The organism is Algoriphagus marincola DSM 16067 (assembly GCF_000429405.1).
Classification (GTDB): Bacteria; Bacteroidota; Bacteroidia; order Cytophagales; family Cyclobacteriaceae; genus Algoriphagus; species Algoriphagus marincola.
Genome location: NZ_AUBU01000010.1, coordinates 1 through 19778 on the forward strand (window position 1 = coordinate 1; position 19778 = coordinate 19778).

General features: G+C 40.9%; 18 protein-coding genes and 2 tRNA genes. 3 read left to right on the plus strand and 17 right to left on the minus strand.

Annotated features, from left to right (window positions below; genetic code table 11):
* Nucleotides 1-114 precede the first annotated feature (114 nt).
* The 4 genes from G457_RS0110445 to G457_RS0110465 all read right to left on the minus strand — a co-directional run bounded on the left by G457_RS0110445 (nt 115) and on the right by G457_RS0110465 (nt 3322).
* Nucleotides 115-402, minus strand: a complete 288-nt coding sequence (locus tag G457_RS0110445) for a GIY-YIG nuclease family protein (RefSeq protein WP_026946435.1) — start codon at nt 400-402, stop codon at nt 115-117.
* A gap of 45 nt (nt 403-447) precedes the next feature.
* A tRNA-Thr gene (locus G457_RS0110450) sits at nt 448-520 on the minus strand.
* Between the two features lie 108 nt (nt 521-628).
* On the minus strand, nt 629-2704 hold the full coding sequence (locus G457_RS0110460; RefSeq protein WP_026946436.1) for a DUF349 domain-containing protein: 2076 nt from the start codon (nt 2702-2704) through the stop codon (nt 629-631).
* A gap of 48 nt (nt 2705-2752) precedes the next feature.
* Complete coding sequence (locus G457_RS0110465) at nt 2753-3322, minus strand: YqgE/AlgH family protein (protein WP_026946437.1); 570 nt, start codon at nt 3320-3322, stop codon at nt 2753-2755.
* Between the two features lie 107 nt (nt 3323-3429).
* Here G457_RS0110465 and pdxH point away from each other — a divergent pair, with 107 nt between their 5' ends.
* Nucleotides 3430-4065: a pyridoxamine 5'-phosphate oxidase gene (gene pdxH / locus G457_RS0110470; RefSeq protein WP_026946438.1), complete on the plus strand. Its 636-nt coding sequence runs from the start codon at nt 3430-3432 to the stop codon at nt 4063-4065.
* Here the strand turns inward: pdxH and bshB1 are convergent, their stop codons facing one another.
* From bshB1 to G457_RS0110510, 8 genes are all read right to left on the minus strand, one after another.
* A complete protein-coding gene (gene bshB1, locus G457_RS0110475) occupies nt 4066-4782 on the minus strand; it encodes a bacillithiol biosynthesis deacetylase BshB1 (protein WP_026946439.1) in 717 nt (238 codons plus the stop codon).
* A 4-nt stretch (nt 4783-4786) separates the two neighbouring features.
* Nucleotides 4787-5827, minus strand: coding sequence for a peptidoglycan DD-metalloendopeptidase family protein (locus G457_RS0110480; RefSeq protein ID WP_026946440.1), 1041 nt, complete (start codon nt 5825-5827; stop codon nt 4787-4789).
* An 8-nt stretch (nt 5828-5835) separates the two neighbouring features.
* Nucleotides 5836-6780, minus strand: a complete 945-nt coding sequence (gene trxB, locus G457_RS0110485; protein ID WP_026946441.1) for a thioredoxin-disulfide reductase — start codon at nt 6778-6780, stop codon at nt 5836-5838.
* A gap of 145 nt (nt 6781-6925) precedes the next feature.
* Nucleotides 6926-7789, minus strand: a complete 864-nt coding sequence (locus G457_RS0110490; RefSeq protein WP_024282485.1) for a sigma-70 family RNA polymerase sigma factor — start codon at nt 7787-7789, stop codon at nt 6926-6928.
* Nucleotides 7790-7844: 55 nt separating this feature from the next.
* Nucleotides 7845-9992, minus strand: coding sequence for a polyribonucleotide nucleotidyltransferase (pnp, locus tag G457_RS0110495; protein WP_026946442.1), 2148 nt, complete (start codon nt 9990-9992; stop codon nt 7845-7847).
* A gap of 98 nt (nt 9993-10090) precedes the next feature.
* Nucleotides 10091-10366: a 30S ribosomal protein S15 gene (gene rpsO, locus G457_RS0110500; protein ID WP_024282487.1), complete on the minus strand. Its 276-nt coding sequence runs from the start codon at nt 10364-10366 to the stop codon at nt 10091-10093.
* 71 nt (nt 10367-10437) lie between these two features.
* Nucleotides 10438-12210, minus strand: coding sequence for an LptF/LptG family permease (locus G457_RS0110505; RefSeq protein WP_026946443.1), 1773 nt, complete (start codon nt 12208-12210; stop codon nt 10438-10440).
* A 78-nt stretch (nt 12211-12288) separates the two neighbouring features.
* Nucleotides 12289-12684, minus strand: coding sequence for an START-like domain-containing protein (locus G457_RS0110510; protein ID WP_026946444.1), 396 nt, complete (start codon nt 12682-12684; stop codon nt 12289-12291).
* A gap of 438 nt (nt 12685-13122) precedes the next feature.
* On the opposite strand from G457_RS0110510, the gene G457_RS0110515 reads away from it, so the two are divergent.
* A tRNA-Met gene (locus G457_RS0110515) sits at nt 13123-13196 on the plus strand.
* Between the two features lie 103 nt (nt 13197-13299).
* On the plus strand, nt 13300-13500 hold the full coding sequence (locus G457_RS0110520; RefSeq protein WP_211230227.1) for a GIY-YIG nuclease family protein: 201 nt from the start codon (nt 13300-13302) through the stop codon (nt 13498-13500).
* A gap of 304 nt (nt 13501-13804) precedes the next feature.
* Here G457_RS0110520 and rplT read toward each other — a convergent pair whose 3' ends face one another.
* From rplT to G457_RS0110545, 5 genes are all read right to left on the minus strand, one after another.
* Nucleotides 13805-14149 carry a 50S ribosomal protein L20 gene (gene rplT, locus G457_RS0110525; protein WP_024282491.1) on the minus strand — a complete coding sequence of 115 codons (345 nt, stop codon included), beginning with the start codon at nt 14147-14149 and terminating at the stop codon, nt 13805-13807.
* A 102-nt stretch (nt 14150-14251) separates the two neighbouring features.
* Nucleotides 14252-14446: a 50S ribosomal protein L35 gene (rpmI, locus tag G457_RS0110530; protein ID WP_024282492.1), complete on the minus strand. Its 195-nt coding sequence runs from the start codon at nt 14444-14446 to the stop codon at nt 14252-14254.
* Between the two features lie 25 nt (nt 14447-14471).
* Entirely contained in the window at nt 14472-15023 is a 552-nt protein-coding gene (gene infC, locus G457_RS0110535) for a translation initiation factor IF-3 (protein WP_026946446.1), read from the minus strand.
* A gap of 86 nt (nt 15024-15109) precedes the next feature.
* Nucleotides 15110-17056, minus strand: coding sequence for a threonine--tRNA ligase (gene thrS, locus G457_RS0110540; protein ID WP_026946447.1), 1947 nt, complete (start codon nt 17054-17056; stop codon nt 15110-15112).
* 96 nt (nt 17057-17152) lie between these two features.
* On the minus strand, nt 17153-19630 hold the full coding sequence (locus G457_RS0110545) for a DUF5686 and carboxypeptidase-like regulatory domain-containing protein (protein ID WP_026946448.1): 2478 nt from the start codon (nt 19628-19630) through the stop codon (nt 17153-17155).
* Nucleotides 19631-19778 lie beyond the last annotated feature (148 nt).

Here is a 19778-nt window from a genome sequence, read left to right on the forward strand (position 1 = left end):
AAACAAAAAAACTCATACCATAAAAATAAAAAAGCACCTGAAATTCAGATGCTTTTAAATGAGCCCCTTGCCGGGATCGCCCCGATAGCTATCGGGGCAGCGACCTTCTACTTTTTATTTATATTTCGTCAATAGTTTCTCAGCGATTTCTGGATACTTCCTAAGGTTTTCAATAAAACGTCTAGACTTAGCTTTTTTTATATGAGATTCAATTTTCAATGCCTGGGATCTGCTTTTGCAAGGAAGCAGAATAAAAGTAATCCAATCCCTTGCCACTTTTGTTGAAGAGTTTTTGAAAAAACCAGAATTATGCTCAGATAATCTCCTCTTATAATCCTCAGTCTGCCCAACATAAAATCGGTCTTTACTTGGAGAATAAATTATGTAAACAAAAAAACTCATACCATAAAAATAAAAAAGCACCTGAAATTCAGATGCTTTTAAATGAGCCCCTTGCCGGGATCGAACCAGCGACCTACTGATTACAAGTCAGTTGCTCTACCAGCTGAGCTAAAGAGGCTTTCTTTAAGGTGGTGCAAATATATACTTTCATGTTTTTCGCTCCAAGTACAGCAGAAGGATTTTTTTTTACCTTTTGCTATCTCGCTAATACTGAGGAGAAAAAATTTTAAAATTCTCTAAGTATTGAAAGCTTCTTCTTTAGTTTCTCAATCTCTTCTTCTGCTTTTTGGATTTTAGCATCAAATTGATTCTTCAATTTATCAGCCGTTTTGGATGCAGCGAAGAATTCTAAGTTATTTTTCCAGAGTGTAATATTATTCTCTAGATCTGAAATTTGCTTTCTGATACCGTGCTCTTTCTTGTTGAAGGTCTTGTTGGCATTCGGATCCCCCTGAATTCTGTCCAAGTTCAATCGGAACAAGAAATCATCACGATCAAAGTCCTGCTCCATATGCTCTAGATAGCTATCTACAGCAGCTTTAAACTCAGCCTGGATTTCTTTCATGTTCTTTCGAGGAACAAAGCCCAAATCGTTGAACTCTTTTACAAATTCAGTGATTTGCTCCTCAGTTGGATTGGACTTAGCTGCCTCCAAAATTTTAGCACATATTTCCTTTTTCTTTTTGAGGTTTTCCTCGTACTCGGAATTAGCTTGTTTATTAGCATTTCGTCGCTGATCGAAGAAGAAGTCACAAGCACTTTTAAAACGCTTGTACAGGCCGTCTCTGTTCTTCTCAGGCATCGGTCCGAGCTTCTTCCAGTCCTGTTGAAGCTTGATCATTTCATTTGCCGTAGCCTGCCAATCGGTAGATTCTTTTATGGCATCTGCTTTTTGAATCAATTCCTCAGCCTTTGCCGCATTTGTAGCGCGCACTTCATCCAGTTCTTTAAAGAATTGGTTTTTATGGCTAAAGAACTGCTTAAACGATCCCCAGAAAGCACGATTAATTTCACGAGCAGCTTCGCGAGGCACCTGTCCTATTTTCTCCCATTGCTTTTGGATATCTAGGATTTCTTTGGTTTTCGCATTCCACTCCTTGATTCGATCAGCTTTGAAATCCAAAAAGTCCTTTAGCTTTTCTACTAATTGTTCTTTTTCTTCCTGATTCTTTTTGAATACTTCCTTCTGGCTTTCGTAGAAGGCCTTTCGTCTGTCGTAGACCGCGTCAGAAGCCGCCTTGAATCGCTGCCAAAGGGGCTCTTGTTCCTCTCTTGGCACAGGTCCGATATGCTTAAACTCCTCATGCAATTCATTCAACTCCTTAATAGCCTCTTGAAGGTTTGCATGATCTTTCAAGGCTTCTGCCTTGTCACAAAGCTCAAGCTTTGCCTCTAAATTCTTCTTACGATCTAATTCCTTTAGCTCAAAATAAATGCTTCGATTATCATAGAATCGATCCATCAGCGCATTATAGCTTGCCCAAAGACTTCTATTTTGCGAGGAAGGAACTGGGCCAATAGACTTCCATTCCTCTTGAATGGCTTTTATAGCATTGATGCTTAAAGTCGTTTCTTCACCATCCACTAGCTCACGAAGCCTATCAAGAATTTGATTTTTAGATTCTAGATTCTTCTCTTTCTGGCGTTCTGCTTCTTTTCGGATTGCGTTTACTTTTGCTCTAAATTCAAAAAATACCCGATTGAATTCTTTCTCCTCATCAGAAGGTCTAAAGTCAAAGTCATCTTCCGCACCACCATCGCTTTTGAATTTTTCAAACGCTTCCTCGCGCTCCTTAGATGTATATTCATCAAAAGCGGATTTGATATTGGTGACCAGTTTTTCAATTTTGGAAGGATTCGGCGCATCGCTCGTTTTCTCCTTGAGTAACTTGATCAAAGCTACTTTGCTCAGTCCTTCTAAATCGATCTCTTCTTCATGCTCCTCCTCTTCAGAATCTTCCTCAGATTCATCATCTGAAGAAGCACTTTCAGCCTCGTCTTTAGAATCAACCTCAGTTTCTGACTTTTCTTCCTGATTCTCTTCTTTAGATTCAGCGTTTGCCTCTGCAGTCTGAGTCTCGCCTGAGGAAACCTCTTCAGTAGATGTTTTCTCAGCAACCTCTTCCACCGTATCGGAAACTTCGTCCTCTACTTTTTCAGGAGTCACATGTTCCGCTGGCTTGATCTCTTCAGAAGCTTCAGCAACATTTTCAATTTCTTCATTTTTACCCTTTGCTGGTGAAGTTTCTCCAGCTTGAGTCACCTTGTCCTTTTCGGACGAATCCTTGCTATGATCAGTCATAAAATCGTTACTATTTCAATACTATATGGGCAAATGTATGGATTTTGGCTAATTTAATCTTGGGTCCGGTGGATAATTTGCAATAACCTTGAATTCGCCTCCCATATTTTTCAAAAGACTTCTCCAAAGCTCCTCAGGAGTATTGGCAAGCGTGTCAGGATTAATTTCGGATTGACAGATAATCCAGACATTTTCACTCAACTCTTCCTGCAATTGATCCGGAGCCCAACCGGAATAACCTAAAAAGAACCGAATGGTTTCGACTTGAATAAGACCAAGGCGTAATGCCTCGACTAACTCCTGAAAATCACCTCCCCACCAAAGCTGTTCCCCGATTTTAATGCTTCCTTCTATTTTCTTCTCTCCTACATATACAAAGTGTAGGGTGTTCTGCTCCACAGGCCCACCTACATACACCTCAGCGTCCAAAAAATCCATTCCATCTACGATTTCATTAAGCCTTAGTATGGAAGGTTTGTTCAGCACCAACCCAAAACTTCCTTCTTCATTATGCTCACAAAGAAGTACTACAGATCTAGAAAAATTCTCATCCTGCAAAAAGGGCTCAGAAATCAAAAGATCTCCGGCTTGCGGATTTTGAGTAATTTGGTTTTTCATTCCATTGATTTTTTCAGATTAATGAAAGGAAAAATATAGGTCGAAATTTTATAAATGCAATAGCGATCGTACTTTTATTGATAAATTTAATAGGAGATTAATCAAGTATGGATATTTCATCAATTCGTAAAGACTACACACTCAAATCGCTGGATATCAGCGATGTAAATGATAGCCCATTTGAGCAATTTCACCAATGGCTACGAGAGGCGATAAGTGCTGAAGTACTGGAAGTCAATGCGATGACTCTCTCTACCCTGCATGCAGATGGGTATCCAAATGGACGGGTAGTTCTTTTAAAAGAGTTGGACTATGGTTTCGTGTTTTTCAGTAATTACAAAAGCGAGAAAGGTCAAGAATTAGAAAATCACCCAAAAGCTTCTTTGACCTTCTTTTGGCCTGAGCTAGAAAGACAAGTCAGAGTCATGGGAACTGTAGAAAAAATCAGTGAAAGTCAATCCGATGAGTATTTCCTAAGTCGTCCTAGAGGTTCTCAAATTGGCGCTTGGGCCTCTCCACAAAGCCATAAAATCAATTCTCGAGAAGTGCTAGAAGAGCGACTCAAAGAGATGAACCTACGATTTGAGGATGAGAAATTAGTTCGACCCCCACACTGGGGCGGATACCGTGTACTGCCTCACAAGATTGAATTTTGGCAAGGAAGACCCAGTCGTCTTCATGATCGTATTTTGTACGAAAAAAATGAAGCAGGCGCTTGGACTATCAACAGACTTGCTCCTTGATTATTTCAAATCAAAAAGGTCATTTATCCCAATCATTCGCTCTACGGTGAATCCCTCTCCGTACTTAGCCATAATTTTATGACCCATTTCCCTATTGCGTGCCTCTATAAATGGTAAAAATTCAGGATCAGAAATAAAGCTTTCGGGCTCTTTACTTTTTGGATCATAAAATTGAGATTGATAGGCCAAAATACTGGCTACTTTGGTGTCCCAGTATTCGGTGATGTCTACGACAAAATCCGGCTCGATATAATTATTTTGAATAAAGTGGTAAACAAATTTCGGCCTCCAAGCTTTTTGCTTTTGTCCATCCACTTCTGTTTCAATTTTGCGCAAGCCACTCATGAAACAAGCATTTGTGGCTAAAGAGGAGCCTTTACCATGATCAGGGTGTCTGTCTGTAAAAGCATTTGCCAATACGATGTCTGGCTGATATTTCCGAATCACCTTAATCAACTCAAGCTGGTGGGCAGTATCATCCTGAAAGTAGACATCCTTGAAGCCCATATTTTCTCGGGCAGCTAATCCTAAAATTTTTGAAGCTTTATCGGCCTCTTCCAACCGAAGCTCAGGAGTGCCTCTAGTACCCATTTCACCCTTGGTGAGATCAACGATACCAACTTTATGACCTTTAGCTACATGGGCTGCAATTGTTCCAGAACAACCCAATTCTGCATCATCAGGATGCGCAGCGATCACCAATATATCTAGCTTCAACATTTTATCTTATTCTCAAGTTTTGACCAATTCGCAAAATACTCCGTGTCGATATTCCATTCATTCTAGCAATACTGCTTACTGAAACGCCGTATCGCCTGGCTATGACTCCTAGATTTTCACCACTCCTGACACGGTGATAGACACGCTGTCGGGCTTTCGCGATGTGAGAAAAAGTGGCTGGGGATATAAAAAGTTCCTGACTTAAAATTTTTGGTGCGCTGAAGTCATAGACGATTTCCGGATCAAAAGCTAAGCCTCTATAGCGAAGCTCATAGTGAAGGTGTGAACCTGTACTTCTTCCAGTATTTCCACCTTTAGCAATAATATCCCCTGCTTTGACTTCTTGCCCTATATCAACAAGGAACTTAGAAAGATGCCCATAAAGAGTCTCTAGGCCATTTTTATGTCTTATTACAAGATGGTAGCCGTACCCATATCGATCGTAAGATTTTACCCGCACTATTCCATCAAAGGCTGCATAAACCGGATCACCTGTAATCAAATCTAAATCAGTCCCATAATGCCATCTACGCCATCTATATCCAAACCGGGAAGTAACAGGTGTTTCATCAAGGGGTAGCTTCCAATCGTATCCAAAAAATGTGTCGTACAACCTTACTTTTACGGTGTCCTGAAATTGGTCAACATCGAAGTTGTAGATGTCTACCTTTTTGGAATCCCAAGTTGAAAAGTATTCATAAGCGGTTACCCAAATACTATCAATCAAAATTTGCTCTGATACCTTTGCCAATCGGTTAGTGGGAGCCCAAATCATATAATCCTGATCTTCGGAAACAATAGATCTAACCTTTCCCAAATTGACATTCTTTTGAAAAAGGATAGAATCTGTGATCGATGAGAGGGTTCGTAAATATGACTCTTGGTCAAATCCTCTCAATTCGATATTTGGACGCTCCTTTGCTTCAAATTGGGTTTCTGATTTATCTTTTTTTATGATCTTAGGAAAAATTTGAGCATTGGAATGTTCTATTCCAATGCTCAGTATTGTTCCTAGAATCAGTATCAACCGAAGATACTTCATGCATTTAATTAATGGGTTTCTGACTCTGCCAGATAGCGTTCAGCATCCAAAGCAGCCATACATCCTGTACCAGCTGCTGTGACAGCTTGTCGGTACACATTGTCTTGGGCATCTCCACAGGCAAATACCCCTTCCACGTTTGTTTTTGTCGTCCCTGGAATGGTTTTAATATAGCCTGCTTCATCCATATGGATGAAATCTTTGAATACTTCTGTGTTTGGCTGATGACCAATAGCAACAAAGAAGCCAGAAATTTTCAATTCCCGTTTTTCTCCTGTTATATTATTTAAAACACACACGCCAGTCACCTCATCCTCTCCTAAGATCTCATCCGTTTCGGTATTCCAGAGAACCTCAATTTTTGGATTATTCAAGACACGCTTTTGCATGATTTGAGAAGCACGCATTTCGTCTCTTCTCACCAGCATGTAAACCTTATTGGTGATATTGGCCAAATAGGAAGCTTCTTCGCAGGCTGTATCCCCTGCCCCAACAATTGCCACATCCTGACCTCGGAAGAAAAACCCATCACAAACGGCACAGGCTGAGACACCCTTACCATTCAATCGAGTCTCACTGTCAAGACCGAGCCATTTAGCAGAGGCACCTGTAGAAATGATCACTGTGTCTGCTTGTAGCTGAATTTGATCATCTACAGTAACCACATGTGGTTTTTGGGAGAAATCCACAGCCGTTACAAGTCCATAGCGAACTTTGGTTCCAAAGCGCTCAGCTTGCTTTCGAAAATCTTCCATCATTTCAGGCCCCATGATTCCATCTGGATAGCCGGGGTAATTTTCTACATCTGTAGTAATGGTCAATTGTCCGCCAGGCTGACCACCTGTATAAAGAACAGGGTTCAAACCTGCTCGCGCAGCATAAATAGCTGCTGTGTATCCAGCAGGCCCTGATCCTACGATCAATACTTTAACTTTTTCTATTTCTTGATTCATCTAATTTGAAATTAAATAAGGCAAATTTTTGTAAATCTGTTTGTGTCACAAATATAGAACATGTTAAAGTTCCCAAATGTGACCCAAATCATTTAAGAAAATTGGAAAAAGGCAAAAAAGAAAGGGGCCGAAACCCCTTTTTATGTTAGCCTAAGTATGGTTTGAGCGTCTTACTTCTCGAGGTATGTCTGAGTCTTCGGATCGCTTTCTCCTTTATCTGTCTTACCCGCTCACGAGTAAGATTAAACTTCTCTCCTATCTCTTCAAGAGTCATGGCATGCTGACCATTCAAACCGAAATACAAGGTGATCACGTCTGCTTCACGCTGTGTAAGCGTAGAAAGTGCTCGCTGTACTTCTTTTCGAAGGGAATCAGTCATCAAGCCGTCATCTGGCTTCTCATCACCATCATTCTCCAATACATCCAAAAGGCTATTTTCTTCACCTTGAACGAAAGGAGCATCCATGGATACATGACGCCCGGAGATTTTCATCGTATCGACTACCTCGGAAGCTGTGACTTCCAAAACCTCCGCAAGTTCTTCTGGCGAAGGCTCACGTTCGAATTTCTGCTCCAACTCACTGAAAGTCTTTGAAATTTTATTCAAAGATCCCACCCGGTTTAGAGGAAGACGAACAATACGTGATTGCTCGGCAAGGGCCTGAAGAATGGACTGTCTAATCCACCAAACAGCATAAGAGATGAATTTAAAACCACGGGTTTCGTCAAATCGCTGTGCTGCTTTGATCAAACCAAGATTACCCTCATTGATCAAGTCACCTAAAGAAAGACCCTGATTTTGATATTGCTTGGCTACAGACACTACGAAACGTAGGTTTGCCTTGGTCAATTTCTCTAAAGCTAATTGATCTCCTTCTCGAATTCGCTTAGCAAGAACTACTTCCTCGTCTGCAGTCAAAAGATCCACTTTTCCGATCTCTTGAAGGTACTTATCGAGAGACTGACTCTCCCGATTGGTAATCTGCTTACTAATCTTCAGCTGCCTCATTCAGTATTGTATTGGTTGATTCTTATGAAGTTAATGATAATATTTTAAATCAGGTTTATGAAGGCTGATCTGATTTTGGCTTTTCAGGTTTTGGTAAAAGAGCCTTTCGGGACAACTTAAATTTACCTGTCTTCTTGTCAATATCAATCAACTTAACCATGATTTCCTCTCCTGGCTCAAGTACACCGTCCATGCTTTCTACACGCTCCCACTTGATTTCGGATATATGTAGTAAACCATCTTTACCTGGCATAAATTCCACGAATGCTCCAAAAGGCTGAATATTCTTCACCTTGCCAGTGTAAGTTTCGCCAATTTCGGGCTGAGCTACAATGGATTTTATTCTCGCCAAGGCCTGATTCAAGTTATCTTGGTTCGCAGAGAAAATATTTATTTTACCCTGATTATCAATCTCTTCAATCACAATCGTGGTAGCTGTATCCTTTTGGATTTCCTGAATGACTTTTCCACCAGGACCGATGACAGCACCGATCAATTCCTTAGGAATAAACATCACGTAAGAACGTGGAGTATGTGGCTTAAGATCAGCTTTTGGTGCAGCAAGAGTCTTGGTGATTTCATTCAGAATATGAAGACGACCTTCTTTTGCTTGATAAAGAGCTTCTTTCAATACACTGTAATCCAAGCCTTCTACTTTCAGATCCATTTGGCAAGCAGTGATACCTTTCTCTGTACCGGTAACCTTGAAGTCCATATCGCCAAGATGATCTTCATCTCCAAGAATATCGCTTAAGATGGAATAATTACCAGTCTTAGCATCTGAAATCATCCCCATCGCGATTCCTGTAACGGGAGCTTTGATTTGAATACCTGCATCCATCAAAGCCAATGATCCTGCACAAACTGTCGCCATGGAAGATGAACCATTAGATTCCAGAATATCAGATACGATTCGAATTGTGTATGGATTTTCATTCTCAGAAGGAAGTACTTTCTTCAAAGCCCTCATGGCCAAGTTACCATGACCTACTTCACGTCGACCAGGTCCTCTATTTGGCTTTACTTCTCCGGTAGAAAATCCAGGGAAATTGTAATGAAGGAAAAACTTATTGTATCCAGAAAGCACAGCTCCGTCTACCATTTGCTCATCCATTTTAGTTCCTAGCGTACAAGTGGTCACAGATTGTGTTTCTCCTCGTGTAAATACAGCCGAACCGTGCGCAGAAGGCAAATAATCAACAACAGACCAAATTGGTCTTACTTCATCTAGTTTTCTACCGTCAAGACGCTTCTTTTCATTCAAAGTCAAATTACGGGCAGCTTCCTTGTGAATCTTATGGAAGTATGGACCGATCAAACTTGCTTCAAATTCATGCTCTTCACCCAAGCTTTCGATAAACTCATCTTTGATAGCTTTGACTAATTCAGAGCGCTCGTTTTTATTTGCTATTTGCTTACTGACTACATTGTAGAGCTTGTCATAAAGCTCTTCCTTCATTTTGTCAAAAAGTGCAGGGTCGGTCTTCTCGTGGTTGTATTCACGTTTTTGTTCTTTTCCTACTGCTTTGGTAAGCTCTACTTGAACTTGACAGTGACGAACAATCTCCTCGTGAGCAAACTGAAGAGCTTCAACCATTTCATCTTCTGAAATTTCGTCAGCTTCTCCCTCTACCATTAGGATATAGTCAAGAGATCCTGCTACGATAAACTCTAAAGTGGCTTTTTCGAGATCAGAAGGACTAGGATTGATTACTAATTGGCCATCAATCTTAGCAACTCTGACTTCTGAAATTGGTCCATTGAAAGGAATATCTGAAACTGCCAAAGCCGCGGAAGCTGCTAAACCAGCTAGTGCATCCGGCAATACATCCTCGTCTGAGGACATCAATGTGATTGCTATTTGAGTATCAGCATGATAATCATCCGGAAAAATGGGTCGGATAGCTCTATCAACCAGTCGGCTGATCAAGATTTCATAATCTGAAAGTCTTCCTTCTCTTTTCAAAAATCCTCCAGGTATTTTTCCTGAAGCAGCAAATTTCTCTTGGTAATCTACCGACATCGGTAAAAAATCAACACCTTCTCCAGCCTCTTTTTTTGAAACGACCGTAGCAAGAAGCATTGCCTTTCCCATCCGCACAACAACCGAACCATCTGCCTGCTTGGCAAGGGCACCTGTCTCAATAGAGATCTCACGACCATCCTGTAGGGTGATAGTCTTTGTAATTAAATTTGGTAACATAAATTTTTTTTGATGAATTTTTCTTTGTCTTAAAAGTAAGCGCGTCCAGCTAAAAAAGAAAAAAGTAAGGTTCTCGATGTGGAGAACCTTACTTAGGATTATTTTCTGATTCCTAGCTCGGCGATAATACTTCTATATCGCTCGATGTCTTTCTTTGAAAGGTAGTCTAGCAAGCTTCTTCGCTTACCTACCAACTTCAAAAGACCTAATCTAGATGAGTGATCCTTTTTGTTGCTTTTCAAATGCTCAGTCAAATGCTTGATTCGATGAGTAAAGAGGGCAATCTGAGATTCAGGTGATCCTGTATCAGTTTCAGATTTTAACCGTCCATGATTCTTAAACAACTCTTGTTTTTTCTCTGATGTTAAATACATGTTTAGCTAAATTAATTAAAACAGTCACAAAGGTAAGGGGATTAATTTGAAAATAAAATATCCTTTTGGAATCAATCCTTGCTGATCCACTTAGCTTTTACCCCTTTCCACCATTGAATGTAGAAGTCTGGCTCGAATAGTCTTGCGTCTTTTCTTGCCTGCTTCAAAAAGAAAAGTCCAAAAGGCAATAGCATAACGCAGCTAAACCAAGTCCCGATAATCGGATCGGTTACTCCTTCCTTTGCCCATTTTTCCCCAGTAATGGTCAGCATGTAATAGACGATAAAGAAAATAATCGAGACCAAAACCGGCATTCCCAATCCTCCTTTCTTAATGATCGCACCTAATGGAGCACCTATCAGGAACATGACGAAACATGCAAAGGCTTGTGTATATTTTTGATGCCAGGCAATCTGAAAGCGACGGTACTCCCGCTCATAGTTTTCGATTTGACTTCGCTTGACATTAAAGTTATTTTTAAGGTTGCGTGCATTGTTTAATGCCATCGTCAGAGAATTAGATCGATAACCTCTTTTAAAAACGATCGAATCAATTTTGGATTTTTCCTCTTCAGTAAGTAGTTCTGTTCGGACCACTTTACCCTTTTTCTCTTCTACAATATCCTCTTGAGGATTTTCAACCAACTCTTCCTCATCAAGGACTTCTTGATTTTTAATTCGATTTGCTTTTTTCGCAGAAAAAATTGAATCACTTTTCGAAACAGACTTCACTGATTTAACAGATAGAATTGAGTCCCCTCCTCCTACTTTGATTCTGTTTTCAGGAGATTCAACCACTTTTTCGGTGCTGTCCCTCTTCAATAGGTTTTTCGCCTCAAGGATTGAATCCTGTTCTGCTCTTAACCTTCTTGCCTTCTCGGCCCTTAGCGTATCATCTTGTGCCTTGCGCTCTGCAATAGCAGGAAGAGGCTCCAAAGTCCGCTCTCTAGTAAAAAATGGATAAATACCCGAAGCCGTTTGATAATTTTGAAAGCGCTGATCATTCACAAGTGTATAAATTGAATCCAGGCCTACTTTGATCTGCGAAATATTTTTGATGGCTCGATTAGTAGACCACAGGTCTTCCGGTGTACGACTAAGCTGAAACTCATCCATATCGAAAATGATCACATTTTCATCGAAGGTACTTCTTCGGAATTCAACTGGCTTTTCACTGATACCTCGTGTGGCCCTTGCTTCCCGATAGTTGATACCATTATAAAGTGTAAGCCGCATGTAGTTTTCATTGAAAAACTTCTCCATCCTGCCCGAATCTGCGATAGTCACATCAAGATTGCCTAAAGCATCATTATGGTTGTAAATAATAATATCCCGTAGGTCGTTATCCCCTATTTTTTGATTGACTTTGATACTATATCCCGGAATACCTGCGTAAAAAATTCCTTCCCGAATGTCTAAAGCCGGAGATTTCATTCTGATATCATACAGAAGACTGAAGGTTTTAAGGTTGACCTTTGGAACTAGGAAGTTATTGGATAAAAATGCCAGAATCACCAAGAAAACAGTAAAAACTGCAATAGGTCTCAAGGCTCTCAAAAGGGAAATTCCACTACTTTTTATAGCGGTGAGTTCAAAGTGCTCACCAAGATTGCCAAAGGTCATCAAGCTTGACAGCAAAACTGCCAGCGGCAAAGCCATAGGAGAAATACTGACCACAAAATACCCGATCAACTCAGCATAAATCCAAAAGCTGAGTCCTTTACCAAAAATCTCATCGAAATACTTCAGCATGTTGACGATCAACAAAATGAAGTCAACCACGACAAAAGTCAATAAAAATGGGCCTATAAAAGACCCTATAATCAGTTTATCTAGTTTTTTCATGCCTGTCCTTACTCTTATTCCATAGAATTAGAGGAAAGCAAAATTAATTACGTGTCAAAATTGGTGAATTCCGACAAATTAACCACCAACAATTTCTTTTAGTTTCCCAACGAGCCCTTCCCAAATTGCCTCAAGCTCTTCGTCATCATAGCCATCAGAATAATCAATAACTTTTAGAAATAAAGTTTGAGTCAATTCATTTTCCTCAAGCTTAAACTCGATGTATGAATGGTCTTTTTCTTCTGGATTGTTGGGATCAAAAAACTCAAATTTTACATGAGAATTATTTCTGATAGATGCGATTTTGGCATGATGCTCATCATTATCAAAATCGAAAATAAAAACCTTGTCCTCATTGATCTTTACCTCATCGGCAAACCACTCCTCTAATCCACTAGCCGTGCTGATGTATTGGAAAAGAATTTTTTTGGAGGCATTGATTTGATAATCAGCAACAAATTTATTTTTAACCATGATTTCAGGCTTTTTAGGTCTATTTTTTTTACTTTTTTAAAGAACGTCAGCTTGCATTTAACATTGCAAGACCTCATATTTGCATTCCCATTTGACAGGGAGATCTTCTTGGTTGGAAAACACGTTTTCGACCTCAGTGTTTTAGAATCTGAAGTGCTTTAATATAGGCATTAATTTGAAATATAAACACTAAAAAAAGTTAAGTGATTCTGGCGAGGTATCCCGATAGTTATCGGGAGCAGGATTCAGTTCCGTTACGCCACGGCACAAACAGGCCTGCCTGGCGTTAGACAGGGTCATCTCCCTACATATTGAAATATTGAATTAAGGTAATTATGGCGAGGTATCCCGATAGTTATCGGGAGCAGGATTCATATCCGCCGCGGCGGACACAGGGTCAACTCACTATATATTGAAATATTGAATTAAGGTAATTATGGCGAGGTAGCTCAGTTGGTTAGAGCGCAGGATTCATAACCCTGAGGTCACGGGTTCAACTCCCGTCCTCGCTACAAAGGTCTCTGAATTTTCAGAGGCCTTTTTTTATTTTTAGGATATGGATGAATTCGTAGATACATACTTTACTCGCCCTCAACCGGCAAGACGTATACTGGAATGACTTCTGACCTGATTACACGGTTTCATTTCCATAATCACAAATCAACCAAAGGCTACACCCTTAGGAATAGACCTTGGATTGTCATTCACGTGGAGTTCTTTCAGTTTAAAAAAGATGCGCTTAAAAGAGAAAATGAATTAAAGTCGGGAAAAGGTCGGGATTGGGTGAAAAATTATGTTCTCCCCAATTTTCTTTGATTGCGAAGGATTCATATCCGCTACGCCACGGCGTACAGGCGCGGCGGACACGGGCCTGCCTGTCGCAGACAGGTTCAACTCCTCCCGAAAGCCTTCGGGACTACAAAGGGTTTCGGAAACGGAAGCCTTTTTTTATTTTCCAAGATGGAAGATGAACCAATTAATTAGCGTAAAGATTTCAATGTGCTACGCTATCACGGATGGCGACAACATCAACTTGAGTTCAAAATCAATCAATTCTCGAGAATGCATAAAAAAAGCCCTCCCAAATGGGAAGGCTTTCCGTCAAGTAAGGTGCTAACGCTTACTTTACTTTTTCAACAACTGCTTTAAATGCCTCGGGATGATTCATTGCTAAATCAGCCAAAACCTTACGGTTTAGCTCGATATCAGCTTTTTTCAACATACCCATAAATTGTGAGTAGGAAATGCCATGCTGTCTTGCACCGGCATTGATACGCTGGATCCAAAGTGCACGAAACTCACGTTTCTTCACTTTTCTATCTCTATACGCGTACTGAAGTCCTTTCTCGTACTTGTTTTTGGCTACTGTCCACACATTTTTACCTCTTCCGAAGTAACCTTTCGTGGCTTTAAGCACTTTTTTTCTTCTTGCTCTTGACGCTACCGCGTTTACTGATCTTGGCATAACTTTTTGTTTTTTGACACTCGGTGCCCCGAATTCTCGAGATCTTTTTTACCGAAGCATCTGGTGAATAAATAAACCTTAATTAATTGATAGACAGGCTGATCAGATTCTCAACATGTCACGTACTCGGCCCTCATCAGACTCGTGAACCAAACCAGTTTTGGTCAGATTACGCTTTCTTTTGGTGGCTTTCTTAGTCAGGATGTGGCTTTTGTAAGCGTGCTTCCTTTTGATTTTTCCTGTTCCGGTCAAAGCGAAACGCTTTTTAGCGGAAGATTTGGTTTTTACTTTTGGCATTTTAGCTATTTTTAGTTGGTTGAAATTATTTTTTATTCTTAGGTGCGATGAAAATATTCATTCGCTTTCCTTCGAGCTTTGGAAGCTGCTCTACTGCACCATAATCTTCCAGTGCTTGGGCAAACTTCAAAAGAAGCATTTCACCACGCTCCTTAAATACAATACTTCTACCCACAAAGTGCACATAGGCTTTTACCTTTGCTCCTTCTTTTAGGAAGTTGATTGCATGCTTTAGCTTGAAATTAAAATCATGATCATCGGTGTTAGGACCGAATCGGATTTCTTTCAATACTACCTTCGCAGCATTGGCTTTAATTTCTTTTTGTTTCTTCTTCTGCTCGTACTTAAACTTGGCGTAATCCAAGATTTTACAAACAGGAGGATCCACATTCGGGGATATCTCCACCAAATCCAGGTCATTTTCTCTCGCTAATCTTAAAGCCTTGTCAGTGGCCATCAGGGCGTTTCCACCGTCGACGTATTCTCCTACGACACGTACTTCTCTAGCTCGTATTCTTTCATTTACCTTGTATGGTTCTTCTCTCCGACCTCGGTTTGGTTGTCTGTTGTTTCTCAAATTACTTAGTTTATTTTATTGAAATCGACTGCAAATATCGGAATTATTTCCAATTCAAAAAAGCAGAAGAATATTTTACGAAATTATTATTTGCTTAATGATTCTGCGATGATCCCCTGAAAATACTGGATAAATCCATCTACCGTATGGCTTCCAAGGTCTCCTTCACCATGCTTTCTGACAGATAGCCTTTCTTCAGCAGCTTCTTTTTCGCCCACGATAAGCATAAAAGGCACTTTCTTCACTTCGGCATCCCGAATCTTACGTCCGATTTTCTCATCACGATTGTCTATACTTCCGGAGATACCTGCATCATCAAGCTGAGCTTTGACTTGCTCGGCATATTCCTTGAATTTCTCAGAAATAGGCAAAATGATCAGTTGCTCAGGCGCTAACCATAGGGGGAAATTACCAGCACAATGCTCAATCAAAACAGCAACAAAACGCTCCAAGGAACCAAATGGTGCCCGGTGAATCATCACCGGTCTATGTTTGGAATTGTCCGAACCGATGTATTCAAGCTCAAAACGCTCCGGAAGGTTATAATCCACCTGAATGGTTCCCAACTGCCACTTTCTACCTAAAGCATCTTTCACCATGAAGTCCAGCTTCGGACCGTAGAAAGCGGCCTCTCCTAGTTCGGTAACAGTCTCCAGACCTTTTTCAGATGCAGCCTCGATAATTGCTGATTCCGCCTTTTCCCAAGCTTCATCTGTACCGATGTATTTCTGTTTATTTTCTGGATCACGTAGGGAAACCTGCGCGGTGTAATCTTCAAAACCCAAAGCTTTGAACACATACAATACCAAGTCAATTACCTTTATAAACTCTTCCTTGACCTGCTCAGGGCAACAGAAGATGTGGGCATCGTCCTGAGTAAATCCTCGAACGCGGGTCAAACCGTGTAGCTCTCCACTTTGCTCGTATCTATACACCGTACCGAATTCAGCATAGCGAATAGGCAAATCCTTGTAGGATCTTGGTTTATGCTTGTATATCTCGCAGTGATGCGGACAGTTCATCGGCTTGAGTAAAAACTCCTCTCCTTCATGTGGTGTCGCAATGGGCTGAAAAGAATCCTTCCCGTATTTCTCGTAGTGACCGGAGGTTTCATATAGCGCCTTATGACCAATATGTGGGGTAGTCACTTGCTCGTAACCTGATTTATCCTGAGCTTTTTTCATAAAAGCGACCAAACGCTCACGAAGCAAAGTACCCTTTGGCAACCAAAGCGGAAGCCCCTGCCCTACTTTTTCGGAGAAAGTGAATAGCTCTAACTCACGCCCAATCTTCCGGTGATCTCGCTTTTTGGCCTCTTCAAGCATGGTCAAATATTCCTGAAGTTCTTTTGCCTTCGGGAAAGTCACGCCATAAATACGAGTCAGCATTTTTCGATTCTCGTCCCCTCTCCAGTAAGCTCCAGCAATATTGGTCAGCTTGACAGCTTTGATAAAGCCGGTATTCGGAATATGAGGACCACGGCAAAGATCCGTGAAGTTACCCTGCTCGTAGAAGGTAATCGAACCGTCTTCCAGACCTTCCAAGAGGTCTAATTTATATTCATCGCCTTTTTCCTGATAGTAAGCGATTGCATCTTTTTTTGAAATGGCTTTTCGGATATACTCATTCTTCTCACGGGCCAATTCGATCATTTTTTGCTCGATCTTTTCAAGTTCTGACCCATCAAGCGTATGATCTCCGAAATCCACATCGTAATAAAAACCTGTCTCAATCGGAGGTCCAATTCCAAACTTGATTCCTGGATAGAGGGCTTCCAAAGCTTCGGCCAATAAGTGAGCAGAGGAGTGCCAGAAGGTATTTTTACCCTCTCCATCGTTCCAAGTCAGCAATTGGAGTTGAGAATCTTCTTCGATCGGCCGGGTGGCATCCCATACCTGACCATTGACTTTTGCGGCTAGGACATTCCGGGCTAAACCCTCGCTGATACTGGCAGCAATCTGTAGTCCGTTAGTTCCTTTTTCATACTTCCTTTCCGAACCGTCCGGAAGGGTAATTTTAATTTGTTGAGACATAAAATTTATAAGCCTTTACAAACAGGCGTTTGGTTGAAGGTGCAAATATGCAATAAGTGCATGCAAAGGAAAAATAAACCTGATATAATTAGAAAATCACAAAATAATCTGTGCACTCACTTTCACCACAAAAGGCCTAGCCTCAGGCATATCCAAATAGGTCATGCGGTGAAAAAAATCTACTCTGAAAAATTTGAAGATGTTTTCTATCCCATAGCCCAGTTCGATGTAAGGTCGGGTGGGATCCAATCTTCCAAAGCTTTCCAAAGCTGTCCCATCAGGTCCAAATGCAGGGATATTATTGATGTTTTGATTAGAAACTGAACCCATCAGGAAATTGGCATTGGCTACAGCTCGCCATTTTAGTCTACGCATAAGAGGGATTCGATTGAGCAGAAAGCCCTCGAAAAAATGCCTATATCGTAAGCTGATAAATTGATCAGATGCGAATTCATTGAAATTCATCGTATTGAAAGCCGCTGTCGTGTAGAAAAATGTTTCATTTCCCAAATGGTTTTTCAAGATGGGATATGGCACCTCACCAAAGACTTTCCCAGCATCCAATTCATAGCGTGAAACCCCAAAAAGCCCCATATTCAATCGCTGATAAAGGTAAAAGCTCAGTTTTTGATAATCGATCTCTCCTCCCAGCCAATCAAATCCCCGGGCATAATTCAATTCCAAAATGGGCCATTTGGATGGACCCAAAGAGGATCGTTCATTGTCATTGATCAAAATGATCTCGTCCCGCCCATAGCGCAGACTGGCTCTCCACTCGGTCGTTTGGAAATCAGACTTCAGTTCGCCCGTGCCCTTTTCTATGAAGTAAAAATCAAAAAGCGGATCAAACTGAGCTCTTTTAATTCCTGTGCGAAAAAGAAAGCCCTTGAAAAACTCCCGATCAAAATTTAATTGCTGGGAGGTGCTGATAAAGGGTCTTCTCAATGTCCCAAAACGGCTTGCTGCCAGGAATATGGAATTTCCCTCCAAGGATTCCATCTCCAAACCCACCTGATCAATTTCCCGAGTGGATTTCAATTCGAGCGTCGTCCAATGCTTACGATCTAGGATATTTTTCGCAGAAACCGAGTATTTAAATCGCTGATCTTTGAAGCCATAGGCCAGGTATCCTTGAAAAGCCCATTTTTTGGAAAACTTGTAATTCGTCCGAAGACCAAAACCACCTCTCAGTCCTTCGACATTGTTGTAGTTTCCAAATTCTGTCCAAGGTCCCAAATCGATTTTTCCAACTGGCAAAAAGCCCGTCGCAAAAAACTTCAACCCCTCCGAATAAAAACGAATAACAGGAATCTTCTTCAGCGTATCTACCATTTGCAAAACGGCTAACTCCTCAGAAGAAAGCGGATCCATGCGATTTGCAATCCAAAATTCTTCACTCGCATCGCCAAAATCAGGTTTAAGCTCTACGGCATTATTGAAAAATTTGGTTGCCTTAGGTTCAGTTAGTTTGACGCTGTCAGTTGCGGTATAAAACTTAGCCAAAAGACCTGCGGTATTTGGTGTTACCTGACCGATTTTGATCTGAACCCGTGTTCGTTTTGGAATTAGTGGACCTTTTTCCGTCGGCTCCAGTTCTTGTTGGATTTTAATGCGCTCAATAAAATTGAGATTGGCAGAATTGGGCACGGTCAAATCCACTTGCTTGAGCGAATAATCTTTCTTTTTGATCCAAATAGTACCGGAAAAAGCTAAGTCTTGTTCTCGCCTTGGATAGACCTGAAGCTGATAGCAAGTGTCCTGACCCACCAAAACCGAATCCATCAAATCATAGTCGTAAAAGGTCTTCCAGCCATCAGCAATAGGCGATACAAATTCCTTCTCAAGAATAGTCAGCCAGTTTCTGTAAAAATTATACTCCTGAAAAGCCGAACCGGTAATCTGAGAAGTTGTAGAACCGTCAGTAATACCTACCCCAGTGACTTTGGATTTTTCAACGATTTCCTTTCTCAGTAGTGGATTGTTACGAAAGTAAAATCTACTCACTGTCTCCGAAAAGAAGACCGGCAGAATCTTTTCTCCCTCATCATTGGTTAGTTGGCGAATGCTGTCCAAAACGGAAGTCACCTTTTGAACGGATCTTCGCTGTCTGAATTCCTCGGAAAGGTGATCAATATCAATCTCGATCTTGGTGTAATTCTTGGTCTCGTAAGCTTCAAGGCTTCTTTTATCGAAGTCCTTTCTTCTTACCACCGCTTGTCGGATGATTTCAAAAGCGGGATTTTCTCCAGCCTCAAATACAAAAGCCTCTAACTCAAAATCAGATGGCCGAAGTTGGAAATTGATGGTCTGTTCCGGAGAATTGCTCATCGACTTTACTTGAGTGATATACCCCAAATAGCTGACCTGAATGCTGTCAGCGACTGTTTTAATTTCCAAATCATAGAAGCCCTCGAAATCGGTATTCATCCCGGTTCCAGTACCTTTAATTAATACCGCTGCGAAGGGAATGGGGTCTCCTGTTTCTGCATCAGTAACTTTTCCCTTGATCCGGAACTGTCCGTAGGAAAACTGGGAAATCAAAAACAGTAAAAAGAAAAGTGAAACTCGGTTCATCAAATAGGTTTTCCCTGAAACTTAAGGATGGCAAATTAAATTCATTTTGAGCGGTTTCTCGGAGTAGAAACGTGAATTTTTCGAAAAACGACCAAATCATTCCTAGGATTGTACTGGAAAAGTTAAAAGTTCCTAAGCTATATTTGAG

What these genes read in the sequence shown, in the direction of transcription:
- G457_RS0110445 (WP_026946435.1), bottom strand. Translation starts at nt 402, where the DNA reads ATGAGTTTTTTTGTTTACATAATTTATTCTCCAAGTAAAGACCGATTT.
- G457_RS0110460 (WP_026946436.1), bottom strand. Translation starts at nt 2,704, where the DNA reads ATGACTGATCATAGCAAGGATTCGTCCGAAAAGGACAAGGTGACTCAA.
- G457_RS0110465 (WP_026946437.1), bottom strand. Translation starts at nt 3,322, where the DNA reads ATGAAAAACCAAATTACTCAAAATCCGCAAGCCGGAGATCTTTTGATT.
- pdxH (WP_026946438.1), top strand. Translation starts at nt 3,430, where the DNA reads ATGGATATTTCATCAATTCGTAAAGACTACACACTCAAATCGCTGGAT.
- G457_RS0110480 (WP_026946440.1), bottom strand. Translation starts at nt 5,827, where the DNA reads ATGAAGTATCTTCGGTTGATACTGATTCTAGGAACAATACTGAGCATT.
- trxB (WP_026946441.1), bottom strand. Translation starts at nt 6,780, where the DNA reads ATGAATCAAGAAATAGAAAAAGTTAAAGTATTGATCGTAGGATCAGGG.
- G457_RS0110490 (WP_024282485.1), bottom strand. Translation starts at nt 7,789, where the DNA reads ATGAGGCAGCTGAAGATTAGTAAGCAGATTACCAATCGGGAGAGTCAG.
- pnp (WP_026946442.1), bottom strand. Translation starts at nt 9,992, where the DNA reads ATGTTACCAAATTTAATTACAAAGACTATCACCCTACAGGATGGTCGT.
- rpsO (WP_024282487.1), bottom strand. Translation starts at nt 10,366, where the DNA reads ATGTATTTAACATCAGAGAAAAAACAAGAGTTGTTTAAGAATCATGGA.
- G457_RS0110505 (WP_026946443.1), bottom strand. Translation starts at nt 12,210, where the DNA reads ATGAAAAAACTAGATAAACTGATTATAGGGTCTTTTATAGGCCCATTT.
- G457_RS0110510 (WP_026946444.1), bottom strand. Translation starts at nt 12,684, where the DNA reads ATGGTTAAAAATAAATTTGTTGCTGATTATCAAATCAATGCCTCCAAA.
- G457_RS0110520 (WP_211230227.1), top strand. Translation starts at nt 13,300, where the DNA reads ATGACTTCTGACCTGATTACACGGTTTCATTTCCATAATCACAAATCA.
- rplT (WP_024282491.1), bottom strand. Translation starts at nt 14,149, where the DNA reads ATGCCAAGATCAGTAAACGCGGTAGCGTCAAGAGCAAGAAGAAAAAAA.
- rpmI (WP_024282492.1), bottom strand. Translation starts at nt 14,446, where the DNA reads ATGCCAAAAGTAAAAACCAAATCTTCCGCTAAAAAGCGTTTCGCTTTG.
- thrS (WP_026946447.1), bottom strand. Translation starts at nt 17,056, where the DNA reads ATGTCTCAACAAATTAAAATTACCCTTCCGGACGGTTCGGAAAGGAAG.
- G457_RS0110545 (WP_026946448.1), bottom strand. Translation starts at nt 19,630, where the DNA reads ATGAACCGAGTTTCACTTTTCTTTTTACTGTTTTTGATTTCCCAGTTT.